The following is a 13,399-nucleotide window of genomic DNA, read 5'->3' as shown; positions in this document are numbered from 1 at the left end:
GTTCCGGCGAAAGCCACCGATCCCCCCAGGCTTCGTGGCCGCCCGCCCCGGGGCGCGCATGGCACAAACGGCCCTGCGTCGCACCGCGCAGCGACGCCAGCGATACCCGAGAAAAGCGAGCCGTACAGGCTAGTGCTGTGCGCCGCCAGCGAGGAGCGGTTTGAGCGTCGGCCACACGTTGTCGAGCAGCAAAGGCTGTGCCTGCTGCGTCGGATGAATCTGGTCCGACTGGAACAACTCGGGTTTGTCTGTGAGACCGGCAAGCAGGAACGGAACGAGCGGCACGTGCAATTCCTTGGACAAATGGCCATAGAGGCCATGGAATTGCTGCGTATAGTCGAGTCCATAGTTGGGCGGCACGTACATGCCGACGAGCATCGGCTTCGCGTTGCCCTTGCGGATCTGGGCGATGATGGCGCGCAGATTGCTCTCGGTCGTGGTGAGCGGGACGCCGCGCAGCGCGTCGTTGGCACCGAGCTCGACGATGACGATCGAGGGCTTGAGGCGCTGCATCACAAGCGGCAGGCGCGCAAGGCCGCCGCTCGTTGTGTCCCCGCTGATGCTCGCATTCGCAACGGTATAATCGATTCGCTTGTTCGCGAGCCGCTCGCGCATCAGCGCGACCCAACCCGTGTCGCGCGGCAGGCCGTATTCGGCGGAGAGACTGTCGCCGAGCACGACGATCACGGGCTTCGCCGTGTCGGCAGCGGCGGGCGGTGTGGCCGCGATTGCAGGCTGCGCGCCGGTGATCGGAAATAGCGCGCCGATCATGGCGACCGCGGTGACGAATCTGGCGCAGGCAATCGCGCAAGCAGTCGCCCAGGCAGCGCTGAAACCTGCGGCAAACGGCTCGCCGAGCGGCGCCTTGATGGCTAACCTGTGCTTGATCATATGCGAATGAATAGTGATCCAGTCATCGAAGTGCGCGGATTGTGCAAGCGGGTTACCGATGCCACCGGTGAGTTGACGATACTCGACGGTATCGATCTCACCGTCCACGCTGGCAGCAGCGTGGCAATCGTCGGCGCTTCGGGTTCGGGCAAGTCTACGCTGCTCGGACTGCTAGCGGGGCTGGATAGCGCGAGCGCGGGCTCCGTCCGGTTGCTTGGCGAGGAGTTGACCGGCATGGCCGAGGATCAACGCGCGGCGCTGCGCAACGGTTCCGTCGGCTTCGTGTTCCAGTCCTTCCAGTTGATGCCGCATCTCACCGCGCTCGAAAATGTCGCGCTGCCGCTTGAACTGCAGGGCGGCATGTCCACACGCGAGGCATTCGCACGCTCGCGTGCGCTGCTCGAACGCGTCGGCCTCGGACAGCGCACGGGGCACTATCCGAAACTCCTCTCAGGTGGCGAACAGCAACGCGTGGCGCTTGCGCGCGCATTCGTGACGCACCCCGCCATCCTCTTCGCCGACGAACCCACGGGCAGTCTCGACGCCGCCACGGGCCACGCGGTCATCGACCTCGTGTTCGAGATGAATCGTGCGAACGGCGCGACGCTCGTGCTGGTTACGCACGATATCGATCTTGCGCGCCGCTGCGATACGACTGTGACGATCGAAGCGGGGCGGCGCGTAATGCATGGCGAAGTGCTCGATTCCGGCAAGATCGAAGAAGCCGGGCGCTGAGTTACGTGCTCAGTGACGTGCCGCTTCTCTGGCGAAGGCCGGCGTGCGCCGCAGCGCACGCCGGCCTTCGCATCGTCAGGTACCCGCTTATTCCGCCTTATTCCGCACGCTTGAGTGCGGCGCGCGCTCGTGCGATCAACGTCGCCGTCGACGAATCGTGCTGCTTCACGTCGCCGGCAGCGGCGGTGAGATCGGCCTCGACCACCTTGCCGAGAATCTTGCCGAGTTCCACGCCCCACTGGTCGAACGGATTGATATTCCACACGGACGCCTGCACGAGCACCTTGTGCTCGTAGAGCGCGATCAGCGCGCCGAGCGTGCGCGCGTTGAGCGCATCGACCAGCAGCGTCGTGGTTGGCCGGTTGCCGGGGAACACCAGGTGCGACACGAGTTCGGGCTTGTCGGGTCCGGCCACCTTGCGCGCTTCTTCTTCGGTGCGGCCGAGCATCAGCGCTTCGCTTTGCGCGAAGCAGTTGGCGAGCAGCTTCGGATGATGGTCGGCAAGCGGATGTTCCGGCGTGAGCACCGCGATGAAGTCGATCGGCACGATCGTCGGTCCCTGGTGCAGCATCTGGAAGAACGCGTGCTGTCCGTTGGTGCCGGGCTCGCCCCAGGTGACGGCGGCGGTGGGGTAATCGACGAACCGTCCGTCGAGCCGCGCCGACTTGCCGTTGCTCTCCATTTCGAGTTGCTGGAGATAGGCGGGCAGGTAGTGCAGCGCCTCCGAGTACGGCGCGACCAGATAGCTCTGCGAGCCGAAGAAGTTGCGATACCAGACGCCGATCATCCCGAGGAGCACCGGCAGGTTGCGTTCGAGCGGCGCCTCGCGGAAGTGCTGGTCCATGTCGTGCGCGCCTGCGAGCAGTTCGTCGAATTGCGCGGATCCGATCGCGATCATGATCGAGAGGCCCACCGCCGACCACAGCGAATAGCGGCCGCCCACCCAGTCCCACATCTCGAAGACGTTCGTGGCGGCGATGCCGAACTTCACGACCTCGGCCGGATTCGCCGACACGCCCACGAAATGCTTCGCGAGCGCGCTTTCAGGGCAGCCGTTCTGCATGAACCAGTCGCGCATCGAGCGCGCGTTGGTCATCGTTTCGAGCGTGGTGAACGTCTTCGAGACGATGATGGCCAGCGTCTCTTCGGGGTCGATGTGCTCGATCACGCGCCACAGATCGGCACCATCGACGTTCGAAACGAAGTGCGAGCGGATTTCCGGCGCCGCCAGGTGTTGCAGCGCGTGCACGACCATCTTCGGCCCGAGATCCGAGCCGCCGATGCCGATGTTCACGACATGACGGATGCGCTTGCCCGTGTAGCCGGTCCATGCGCCGCTGCGCACGGCGTCGGCGAACTTCGCCATCTTCGCGCGCTCGGCGAGGATCTGGGCGTGGAACGGCGCGTCGAGCCCGGTCGCGCGCAACGCGGTATGCAGCGCCGCGCGGCCTTCGGTCGGGTTGACGATCTCGCCTGCGAACATCGCGTCGCGGCGGACTTCGACGCCCGCGTCACGCGCGAGCTGCGCGAGCAGATTCAGCGTGGCGTCGGTGATGCGGTTTTTCGACAAATCGGCCGCAAGACCGCCGCCGGTGAACGTGAAGCGTTCGGCGCGGGTCGGGGCAGTGTCGTTGGCGGGCGCGAACCAGTCGCGCAGGCGCTCATCGCGGATTTGTTCGTAGTGCGTCTGAAGCGCGGACCATGCAGGAAGCGGATTCGTCATGTTCGTCTGGCAAGGAAGCACGGTGGGAAGGCGGCGGATACCGTCCGCCGGTTGGGCGGAGGCATTTTGCGCGCGGCGCAGGTGCGCGGCCGCGCTCGATGACTGCCGGTGGCGTGGTGAGTCAGTATAGCGGGCTGTCGTGAACCTGCGCAGTCATGGTGGGGTGTGAAGGGGCGCTCCATAGACGCACGATCGTACGTTTGCGAGTTATCGCACATGCCGCGTATCCAGCAAGCGGCGTGCCGCCTCGCTTCGCTTCGCGTGAACTTAGTCGCGTGACGGATAGAACAGCCGGTTCATGAGCCGCCGCACCATCGGCGCGAGTTCGCCCGCCGCGAGACCGGCCGGTCCGCCGCCTTCCGCGCAGAGCGCCTCGGCGGCGAGGCCGTGCAGCCAGACGCCCGCGAGGGCCGCTTCGAACGGCGGCAGCCGCTGCGCGAGCAGCGCGCCGATCAGGCCGCCGAGCACGTCGCCCGTGCCGCCCGTCGCAAGTGCCGCGTTGCCGGTTGGATTGATGGCGATGCGGCCGTCGGGCGCCGCGATGATGGTGCCGCTGCCCTTGAGCACGGCCACCGCGGAGAAGCGCGCCGCCAGCGCGCGCGCAGCCGCGACGCGGTCTCGTTGCACGAAAGCCGTATCCGCAGCAAGCAGGCGGGCGGCTTCCAGCGGATGCGGCGTGATCACGCACGGCGTGCCGCGCGTGGCGATACGCGCGCCGAGCGCGTCGTCGCCCGCGACGAGATTGAGCGCGTCGGCATCGAGCAGCACGGGCACGTTCAACTGCAGGATCGCTTCGACGAGATTGTGTGCCGCAACGCTGCCGCCCATGCCGCAGCCTGCCGCAATCGCGTCCATGGCAGCGGTGTCGAGTGTGTCTGCCGCGTGCAGCATCAACTCGGGATGCGGCGGATCGTAGGGCGGCGCATCGCTGCCGACGAATCCCACATGGACCTTGCCCGCACCTGAGAGGAGCGCGGCACGGGCCGCCAGAATGGGCGCGCCGCACATGCCGGTGTCGCCGCCGATAACGGCCAGCGTGCCGAACGTGCCCTTGTGCGCCGCGTAATCGCGCGCGGGCAGCCAGGCGGCGAAGAGGGCGGGCGCATTGAGGCGCGCGGCCGATGGGTGAGCTTCCGTGTCGATGCCGATCGGTGCGACGCTCACGGCGCCCGCGTGGTCGCGGCCCGCGCCGGTATAGAGGCCGGGCTTGGCCGCGATGAACGTGACCGTGTGGGTTGCGCGCACGGCAGGCCCGCTGCCGACGACGTTGCCCGTGTCGCTGTCGAGGCCGCTCGGCACGTCGAGCGCAAGCACGTGGCCGTGGCGCCTCGCGCGTGCGGAGAGCCGTGAAGCGAGATCCGCGAATACGCCGTCGAGGCCGCGCGCGAGCCCGATGCCGAACATCCCGTCCACAAGCCAGCCATACGCGTCGAACGAGGCGGGCGGCGCGGCGGTGATGGGAACGCCCGCGGCGCGCGCAACGCTCAGCGCCCAGCGCGCGTCGTCGGGTTTGACCTCGACCGGCATGCAGACTTCGACGGCCACGCCCGCCCGATGCAGTTCCGTCGCGACGACGAGTGCATCGCCGCCGTTATTGCCGGGCCCGGCCGCGAACCAGACGGACTTGCCGGCTGCGGGCGAGGGCGCATGCGCGATCTGCTCGTTCAGGAAGCGGGCGGCGGCGGCCCCGGCGCGGGCCATGAGCGTGTGTTCGGGCAAACCAGCCTGCGCAGCGGTTTCGCAGACGCGCAATTCCTCGACGGTCAGGAGCGGCACGGGCCGGTCGTGGGGCGTGAGGAGCGTCGGCGCGGAGGAGGCGGGCAGCGGCGTGGCGGACATGGCGAGGACGGATCGTGATATCGACAGTGCAACGATACCCGAGCCATCGCGTCGTGGGGTTCCGGGTGCTTGTCGAAACCGGGGCTTACCCGCGATCCGGCCGCAGGGCGGCGACGGTGTCGTCCGGAAGATCGGGCTTGAGGCCCGTGATCTGCTGTGCGATGAGCTGTGCCGAGCCGAGCGCGAGCGCCCAGCCTGCCGGGCCGTGCCCGGCGTTGACGAAGAGCCGCGGATGACCGGCGTTGCCAACAGCAGGCAGGCCGTCCGCCGACAGCAGCTTCATGCCTTCCCACGCCAGTGCGGCGGAAATCCGCGCTGCGCCCGGCGCCCAGTCGCGCGAAGCTTCGCCGAGCAGCGTCAGCGCCTGTTCGGTGAGTGCTTCGGTGAGCGGTTCGTCGGCCTGGCGCGCGCGCAGCAGCACGCCGCCGCCCGAAATCCGCAGACGGTGATTCATGCGCGTGACCGCGACGCGCCTGGCGGTGTCGACGATCGTCGTGTGCGGCACGCATTCCTCATGCGCGACCGGCGCGTTCAATGTGTGCACGCGCAACGGATAAAGCGGCAGCTTGACGCCGAATGGCGCCACGAGGCGCGGCGTCTGCGCGCCCGCCGCCACGACCACGGCGTCGCCGGAGATGACTTCGACCTCGCGCGTGCGGGCGTCCTCGGGCAGGCGCGGCGCGAACTCGACGGCAGCGCGGCCGCTCTCGAGCCGGATCGCGCTGACTTCGCGGCCGGTCTGGAATTGCACGCCGCCGTTGTGGTCGAGCAGCTGCTTGAGCTGCTTCACGAAGAGCGGGCAATTCGCGACACGCCCCGAGTCGAAGTGCACGCCGCCCGCAAACGGGGGATCGTCGGGAATGTTGCGCTCGAACGCAACACACTCGGCTGCGCTCAATGCGTGATGCGGCACCTCGAAGCGGCGCAGCAGTTCGAGCGCCGGTTGCGTGAGCGCCCATTCGCCCGTGCTGCGCACGAGGTAGAGCAGGCCCTTGCGCTGTTCGTATTCGAGCTGGAAGTGGTTTTCGGCGTCGCCGAGCGCGCTTTCGGCTGCTTCGATCAGCGGGCGCAGCTGCGCGTAGCGGGCCGCGAAGGCTTCGGAGCCGTGCAGCGTGCGTAGCCGCTTGACGAACGCGCGTGCCTGGCCTCCAAATCCCGTCCTGCAGATTACGCCGCCCGCGCCGTGCCGTCCATCGCGCAAAAAGGTGGGGCCGAACCAGACGTCGAGCGGCGTGGGCAGCACGATGCCGCTGTGGCCATAAGTAGCGCCTTGCGCAACCGTCGCATGGCGTTCGACCACGCAGACGCGGTGACCCGCCGCGCGCAACTGGTAGGCTGTGGCGACGCCGGCGATTCCGCCGCCAATGACGATGACATCCATGACAATACGATCTGCAGGCGGACGGCGCGCCGACGGGAAAGGGGCGCCGTGCCAGGGGTGGGGCGTGCGGCGCGCGTTTTTTCGCGAGCCGATCGGGTGAAACGCGCAATCATAGCAGCCAAACGGGGCGGCTCGCCATGCGCGCAATGGGTAAGCGCTGCGTCTGCCGGGCCGGGAGAGACCTTCCGCGCTATAATTGCGGACTCCCTTTCGCCTTGCCGTCGCCGCCTTGCGCGACTCATCGCCGCCGCGCGAGGCGAATTCCATGACGCAATTTCGACGCAACCTCGACGCAACGTCCCAGTCCATGGCCCACTTCTCGTGTTTCCCCGGTGCTTCGGCCCTCTCCGACTTCCGTCAAACCCGCCTGCTCGAAACGCTTCAGCGTATCGGTGCAAACTTCGATGCCAACATCGTCGGCGTGTACGGGCAGTATCTGCATTTCGTCAATTCGGCTGCGCCGCTCGTCGCTGAGGACAGCGCGAAGATCGAGGCGCTGATGCACTACGGCGCGCCGTTCGCGGCGCCGCAGGAGCGCGGCAGCATGGTGACGTTCCTCGTCGTGCCGCGTTTCGGCACGGTTTCGCCGTGGGCGAGCAAGGCCACCGATATCGCGCATCACTGCGGCCTCGAACAGGTGCGCCGCATCGAGCGCGGCGTCGAATACACGGTGGTGCTGAAGTCGGGCATCCTCGGCGGCAAGAAAACGCTCTCCGACCAAGCGCGCGAAGCGGTTGCAGCGGCGCTGCACGATCGCATGACCGAAAGCGTGGCGGCCTCGCGCGACACGGCGTTGCACCTCTTCGACGAACTGCCCGCGAAGCCGATGCAGACCGTGGACGTGCTCGGCCACGGCCGCAAGGCGCTCGAGATCGCCAACGGCGAACTGGGCCTCGCGCTCGCCGACGACGAAATCGACTACCTCGTTGACGCATTCACGAAGCTCGAACGCAATCCCACCGACGTCGAACTGATGATGTTCGCGCAGGCCAACAGCGAGCACTGCCGCCACAAGATCTTCAACGCGAGCTGGACCATCGACGGCCAGGAGCAGGATCTGTCGCTCTTCGCGATGATCCGCAACACCGAAAAAATGAGTCCGCAGGGCACGATCGTCGCGTATTCGGACAATTCCTCGATCATGGAAGGCGCGGTTGCGGAGCGCTGGTTCCCGCGCAAGGCGGGTAGCGCGGGCGCGCCCGCCGAGCAGTACGGCCGCCACACCGAACTCACGCACACATTGATGAAGGTGGAGACGCACAACCACCCGACCGCCATCTCGCCGTTCCCGGGCGCCGCAACGGGCGCGGGCGGCGAAATCCGCGACGAAGGCGCGACGGGCCGCGGCGCGCGTCCGAAGGCCGGTCTCACGGGTTTCACGGTCTCGAACCTCGAACTGCCTGATGCGCGTGAATCCTGGGAGAACGCGCGCGACGCCGCCACGCCGCTCGCGCACCGCAATCCCGCCGACGAAGCCACCGCCTACGGCCGTCCGGACCGCATCGCATCCCCGCTGCAGATCATGATCGACGGCCCGCTCGGCGGCGCGGCGTTCAACAACGAATTCGGCCGCCCGAATCTCGGCGGCTACTTCCGCGTCTACGAGCAGAACGTTGCAGGCACCGTGCGCGGCTATCACAAGCCGATCATGATCGCGGGCGGCATCGGCAACATCAGCGCGCAGCACACGCACAAGCACGACTTGCCCGAAGGCTCGCTGCTGATCCAGATCGGCGGCCCGGGCATGCGCATCGGCATGGGCGGCGGCGCAGCCAGCTCGATGGCCACCGGCACGAATACCGCTCAGCTCGACTTCGATTCGGTCCAGCGCGGCAACCCGGAAATCGAGCGTCGCGCGCAGGAAGTCATCAACTCCTGCTGGCAACTGGGCGAGCACAACCCGATCCTGAGCATCCATGACGTCGGCGCGGGCGGTCTTTCGAACGCGTTCCCCGAACTCGTCGACGGCGCGGACAAGGGCGCGCGCTTCGAGCTGCGCAAGGTCCAGCTCGAAGAGTCGGGGCTGTCGCCGCGCGAAATCTGGTCGAACGAAGCGCAGGAGCGCTACGTCCTCGCGATCTCGCCCGCCGATCTGCCCATGTTCGAAGCGATCTGCACGCGCGAGCGCTGCCCGTTCGCCGTGGTCGGCGTGGCGAGCGCCGAGCGCGAACTGAAGCTCATCGACACCGACGAAAAGGCGCTGGCCGCGAACGGCAACCACCAGCCGGTGGACATGCCGATGGACATTCTGCTCGGCAAGCCGCCGCGCATGCACCGCGACGTCGAGCACGCGAGCACGCCGCTCGTTCCGGTCGACGTGACCGGCGTGGCGTTCGACGAAGTCGCGAAGAGCGTGCTGCGCCATCCGACTGTCGGCAGCAAGTCCTTCCTCATCACGATCGGCGACCGCTCGGTGGGCGGCACGAGCGTGCGCGACCAGATGGTCGGCCCCTGGCAGGTGCCGGTCGCCGACTGCGCGATCACGACGCTCGACTACGCGGGCTACAAGGGCGAAGCGATGACGATGGCCGAACGCACGCCGCTCGCCGTCATCAACGCGCCCGCGTCGGGCCGCATGGCCATCGGCGAGGCCATCACGAACATTGCGTGCGCACCCATCGCCTCGCTCGACAAGCTCAAGCTCTCGGCGAACTGGATGGCCGCGTGCGGCGCACCCGGCGAAGACGCCGCGCTCTACGACACCGTGAAGGCGATCGGCATGGAACTGTGCCCGGCGCTCGGCATCGGCATTCCGGTGGGCAAAGATTCGTTGTCGATGCGCACCAAGTGGAACGAGCAGGGCGTCGCGAAGGAAGTGGTCGCGCCGGTGTCGCTGATCATCTCGGCGTTCGCGCAAGTCGACGACGTGCGCCGCCATCTCACGCCGCAACTGCGCCGTGTCGACGAGGCTGGCGAATCGGTGCTGATCGTGATCGACCTCGGTCGCGGCAAGAACCGGCTCGGCGGCAGCATCTTCGCGCAGGTCACGCAGCAGGTGGGCCACGCGGTGCCCGACGTCGACAGCGCAGAAGACCTCAAGCAGTTCTTCACGGCAATCCAGCAACTCAACGCCAACGAGCAGCTGCTCGCCTACCACGACCGCTCGGATGGCGGCCTGTGGGCGACGGTGTGCGAAATGGCGTTCGCGGGTCACGTGGGCGTGTCGCTGAACGTCGACATGCTCGCGCTGGATACCGAGCACGAATCCGATTACGGCGATGCGAAGGACTGGACGCAACAGACGAGCGGCCGCCGCGAAGACCGCACGCTGCGTGCGCTGTTCGCAGAGGAACTCGGCGCCGTGATCCAGGTGCCCGCCCAGCAGCGCGATGCTGTGTTCGCGGTACTGCGCCAGCACGGCCTGTCGGTCTGTTCGCACGTGATCGGCCATCTGAACGACCGCGACGCCATCGAGATCTATCGCGACGCGAAGCGCATCTACCAGGCGCCGCGCGCCGAACTGCAGCGCGCGTGGAGCGAAGTGAGCTGGCGCATTGCGCGCCTGCGCGACAATCCGGCCTGCGCCGACGCCGAATACGACGCGCTCCTCGACGCCGCCGATCCGGGCATGACGCCGCATCTGACGTTCGATCCGTCCGACGACATCGCTGCACCGTTCGTCGCCACGGGCGCGCGTCCGCGGGTGGCGATCCTGCGCGAGCAGGGCGTGAACTCGCACCTCGAAACCGCGTACGCGTTCGACCGTGCAGGCTTCGACGCGCACGACGTCCATATGAGCGACCTGCTCGAAGGCCGCGCGACGCTCGCCGATTTCGCGGGCGCAGTCGCCTGCGGCGGCTTCTCGTACGGCGACGTGCTGGGTGCGGGCGAAGGCTGGGCGAAGACGATCCGTTTCAACTCGAAGCTCGCGGACATGTTCGCGGCCTTCTTCGCACGCGAGGATACGTTCGCACTCGGCATCTGCAACGGCTGCCAGATGATGTCGAGCCTTGCCTCGATGATTCCGGGCGCGGACGCCTGGCCGAAGTTCACGCGCAACAAGTCGGAGCAGTTCGAGGCGCGCTTCTCGCTGGTCGAGGTGCAAGGTTCGCCGTCGATCTTCTTCGCCGGCATGGAAGGCTCGCGCATTCCGGTGGCCGTTGCGCACGGCGAAGGGTTCGCGGACTTCTCGCAGCAGGGCGATCTGTCGAAGGTTGCCGTGGCGATGCGCTACGTCGATCACCACGGTCAGGCGACCGAGCGCTATCCGCTCAATCCGAACGGCTCGCCGCAGGGCATCACGTCGGTGACGACGCCCGATGGCCGCTTCACCGTCCTGATGCCGCACACCGAGCGCGTGCAGCGCACCGTGACGATGAGCTGGCATCCGCAGGCATGGGGCGAGGCGAGCCCGTGGATGCGCGCATTCCGTAATGCGCGCAAGTGGGTCGGTTAAGCCGCGCCCCGCGCGCTTGATCTACACGCGAACAAGCAGCCGGCCTTCGGGCCGGCTTTTTTACGCGCTTTTAATCGCTTGCCAGATGCGGTGCACGCGGCAAAAAACAAACCCCGCACCTTTTGCAAAGCGCGGGGTTCTCCGGCACAGCCGCGCGTAGTGCGCGTTACTGAATCTTCGCCTGCTTGGTCAGCTTCTCTTCGAACGCCTGCAGCTTTTCCTGCTGCAGTTGCTGCTTGATCTGGTCGCGCACCTGTTCGAGCGGCGGCGGCGTCATCGCGCGCGTGTCGTCGAGACGGATGATGTGCCAGCCGAACTGCGTGTGAACCGGCGTGTCGGTCATCTGGCCTTTTTGCAGATGCGTGGCCGCTTCGGCGAATTCCGGCACGTAGGCCTTCGGATCCGACCAGTCCAGATCGCCGCCGTTCTTCGCCGAGCCAGGGTCCTTCGAGTATTGTTTGGCCAGGTCTTCGAAGCTCGCGCCGCCCTTGATCTTCGCGATCAGGTCCTTCGCCTGCTGCTCGTTATCCACGAGGATGTGGTGCAGGTGGAATTCGCTGCCGCCGCCTTGCTGCGTCAACTGATCGTAGCGCGCCTTGATCTCGGCGTCGCTCGGCGGGTTGTTCTTCACGAAGTTTTCGATCAGCGCGCGCAGCACGACGGTCTGCTGCGTCATGGCGATCTGCGCCTTCACGTCCGGCCGGTTCGGGATGCCCTGGCGCAACGCTTCCTGCATCAGGATTTCGCGTCGCACGAGTTCTTCGCGCACCTGCATTTGCAGCTGCGGCGTATCCTGCTGGCCTTGTTGCACGAGCTGGTTGATCAGCGCATCGGCGCGCGACTTGGGAACCGGCGTGCCGTTGACGACGGCGATGTTCTGCGCGAAGACGGGCGCAGCGGCGCACGCAGCCAGCAACACCCAGAAGCGGGTTTTTTTCAAGGTCATCGAAAAGTCCTAACAGGGCGAACGAACCAAAAGAACGAACTAAAAGATAGGCTACCGGGGCAGCGCCGCAGCTTCTTCCGGCGTGAGCGCCGTGATTACGAGTGCGTGAATGCCGCGCTGCATCGCATCGGCCAGCGCATCATACACCATGCGATGTCTTGCCAGGCGGGCTTTCCCGGCGAATGCGGCCGCAACGATCGTGACGCTGTAGTGCCCGCCCGCGGCTGCGCCGACGTGGCCGGCATGCTGTGCGCTATCGTCGCGCACCTCGATCGACACGACCGGCGCGAGCGCCGCCGAGAGGCGCGACTCGATCAGCGCCACACGCTCAGCCGGGCTTGCATTGATGAAAACCGCGCTCATTCTTCCTCCTCCTTGATGTAACGCGAGAGCCACAGACTCTGTCCGACGATGAACACAACGAGAATGCCCGTGGCGCCGAACAGCTTGAAATCGACCCATGCGTCCGTCGAGAAGTGAAACGCCACGAAGAGGTTCAAGATGCCGAGCAGCACGAAGAAGATGGCCCAGATGAAGTTGAGCTGCGTCCAGATCCGGTGCGGCAGCGTGATCTGCTTGCCCATCATCGCTTCGATCAGGTTCTTGCCGAAGCCGATCTGCGAGACGAGCAGCGCCACGGAGAACGCCCAGTAGAGGACGGTGGGTTTCCACTTGATGAAGGTTTCGTCGTGCAGCACGAGCGTTGCGCCGCCGAACACGGTGACGATCCCGAGGGAGAGCCAGAGCATCGGATCGACCTTGCGGTGACGGAATGCGACCCATGCAATCTGCACGAGTGTCGCGACGATCGCCACGGCGGTTGCCGTAAAGATGCCCCACACCTTGAAGGCAACGAAGAACAGGATGATCGGAAACAGATCAAACAGGAATTTCATTATCGGCCTGGAAGTCCGTAAAAACAGGGCACAACGCCGTGTGCGGCGTCGCGTTTTGCTTGAGCGTCGTGACGACTGCTGCGGCGCGCATGCCACATCCGCCGCACCCGGCGCTCACTTGGGCTCGAATTGTAGCGCAGCCGAATTGATGCAATACCGAAGGCCGGTCGGCGCAGGGCCATCTTCGAATACGTGCCCCAGATGCGCGCCGCAGTGCTTGCAGCGCACTTCGATGCGCAGCATGCCGTGCGAGCGGTCGGTGCGCTCCTCGACCACCTCGCCGTTGATCGGGCGGAAATAGCTCGGCCAGCCGCATCCGGCGTCGAATTTCGTATCGGATTCGAAGAGGGGCGTGCCGCAGCATACGCAGTCGTAGACGCCGCGGTCCCAGTGATCCCAGTAGCGGCCCGTGAATGGCCGCTCCGTCGCCGCATGGCGCGCGACCTGGTATTCCATCTCCGAAAGCTGCTCGCGCCAGGCGGCATCGTCCTTGTGGCCGGGATAGGCGTCGGAATTGTGATCGTCGTGGCTCATGTGTGGGTTCCTGTCTGTCGAAATGGGCAGCGCCAGTGCGAAGAAAAACGCGAGAGTG

General features: G+C 66.4%; 10 protein-coding genes. 2 read left to right on the top strand and 8 right to left on the bottom strand.

Annotation, left to right across the window (positions count from 1 at the left end; all coding sequences use genetic code 11):
• Window positions 1-129 precede the first annotated feature (129 nt).
• Entirely contained in the window at window positions 130-891 is a 762-nt protein-coding gene (locus tag EPN59_RS05560) for an arylesterase (protein WP_293041838.1), read from the bottom strand.
• On the opposite strand from EPN59_RS05560, the gene EPN59_RS05555 reads away from it, so the two are divergent.
• Window positions 892-1,626 (top strand): ABC transporter ATP-binding protein, encoded by a 735-nt coding sequence (locus EPN59_RS05555; RefSeq protein WP_293041841.1) that lies wholly within the window; start codon window positions 892-894, stop codon window positions 1,624-1,626.
• A 97-nt stretch (window positions 1,627-1,723) separates the two neighbouring features.
• On the opposite strand, the gene pgi is transcribed toward EPN59_RS05555, so the two are convergent.
• The 3 genes from pgi to EPN59_RS05540 form a co-directional block, all read right to left on the bottom strand.
• A complete protein-coding gene (gene pgi, locus EPN59_RS05550) occupies window positions 1,724-3,349 on the bottom strand; it encodes a glucose-6-phosphate isomerase (RefSeq protein ID WP_293045672.1) in 1,626 nt (541 codons plus the stop codon).
• 267 nt (window positions 3,350-3,616) lie between these two features.
• Window positions 3,617-5,188 (bottom strand): NAD(P)H-hydrate dehydratase, encoded by a 1,572-nt coding sequence (locus tag EPN59_RS05545; protein WP_293040942.1) that lies wholly within the window; start codon window positions 5,186-5,188, stop codon window positions 3,617-3,619.
• A gap of 85 nt (window positions 5,189-5,273) precedes the next feature.
• Entirely contained in the window at window positions 5,274-6,569 is a 1,296-nt protein-coding gene (locus tag EPN59_RS05540) for an FAD-dependent oxidoreductase (protein WP_293040940.1), read from the bottom strand.
• Window positions 6,570-6,876: 307 nt separating this feature from the next.
• Between EPN59_RS05540 and purL the strand changes: the two genes are divergently transcribed.
• Window positions 6,877-10,965 (top strand): phosphoribosylformylglycinamidine synthase, encoded by a 4,089-nt coding sequence (purL, locus tag EPN59_RS05535; protein WP_293040943.1) that lies wholly within the window; start codon window positions 6,877-6,879, stop codon window positions 10,963-10,965.
• A 166-nt stretch (window positions 10,966-11,131) separates the two neighbouring features.
• Here purL and EPN59_RS05530 read toward each other — a convergent pair whose 3' ends face one another.
• From EPN59_RS05530 to msrB, 4 genes are all read right to left on the bottom strand, one after another.
• Window positions 11,132-11,911 carry a peptidylprolyl isomerase gene (locus EPN59_RS05530; RefSeq protein ID WP_293040939.1) on the bottom strand — a complete coding sequence of 260 codons (780 nt, stop codon included), beginning with the start codon at window positions 11,909-11,911 and terminating at the stop codon, window positions 11,132-11,134.
• A 51-nt stretch (window positions 11,912-11,962) separates the two neighbouring features.
• Window positions 11,963-12,274 carry a BolA family protein gene (locus EPN59_RS05525; protein WP_293040937.1) on the bottom strand — a complete coding sequence of 104 codons (312 nt, stop codon included), beginning with the start codon at window positions 12,272-12,274 and terminating at the stop codon, window positions 11,963-11,965.
• Window positions 12,271-12,807, bottom strand: a complete 537-nt coding sequence (locus EPN59_RS05520) for a septation protein A (protein ID WP_293040936.1) — start codon at window positions 12,805-12,807, stop codon at window positions 12,271-12,273. Before EPN59_RS05520 ends, EPN59_RS05525 begins: the two co-directional genes overlap by 4 nt.
• 114 nt (window positions 12,808-12,921) lie before the next feature.
• A complete protein-coding gene (gene msrB, locus EPN59_RS05515; protein ID WP_293040934.1) occupies window positions 12,922-13,341 on the bottom strand; it encodes a peptide-methionine (R)-S-oxide reductase MsrB in 420 nt (139 codons plus the stop codon).
• Window positions 13,342-13,399 lie beyond the last annotated feature (58 nt).

The organism is Paraburkholderia sp., from assembly GCF_004298475.1.
In the GTDB taxonomy this organism is placed as follows: Bacteria; Pseudomonadota; Gammaproteobacteria; order Burkholderiales; family Burkholderiaceae; genus Paraburkholderia; species Paraburkholderia denitrificans.
This window is presented reverse-complemented; position numbering and strand designations above follow the sequence as displayed.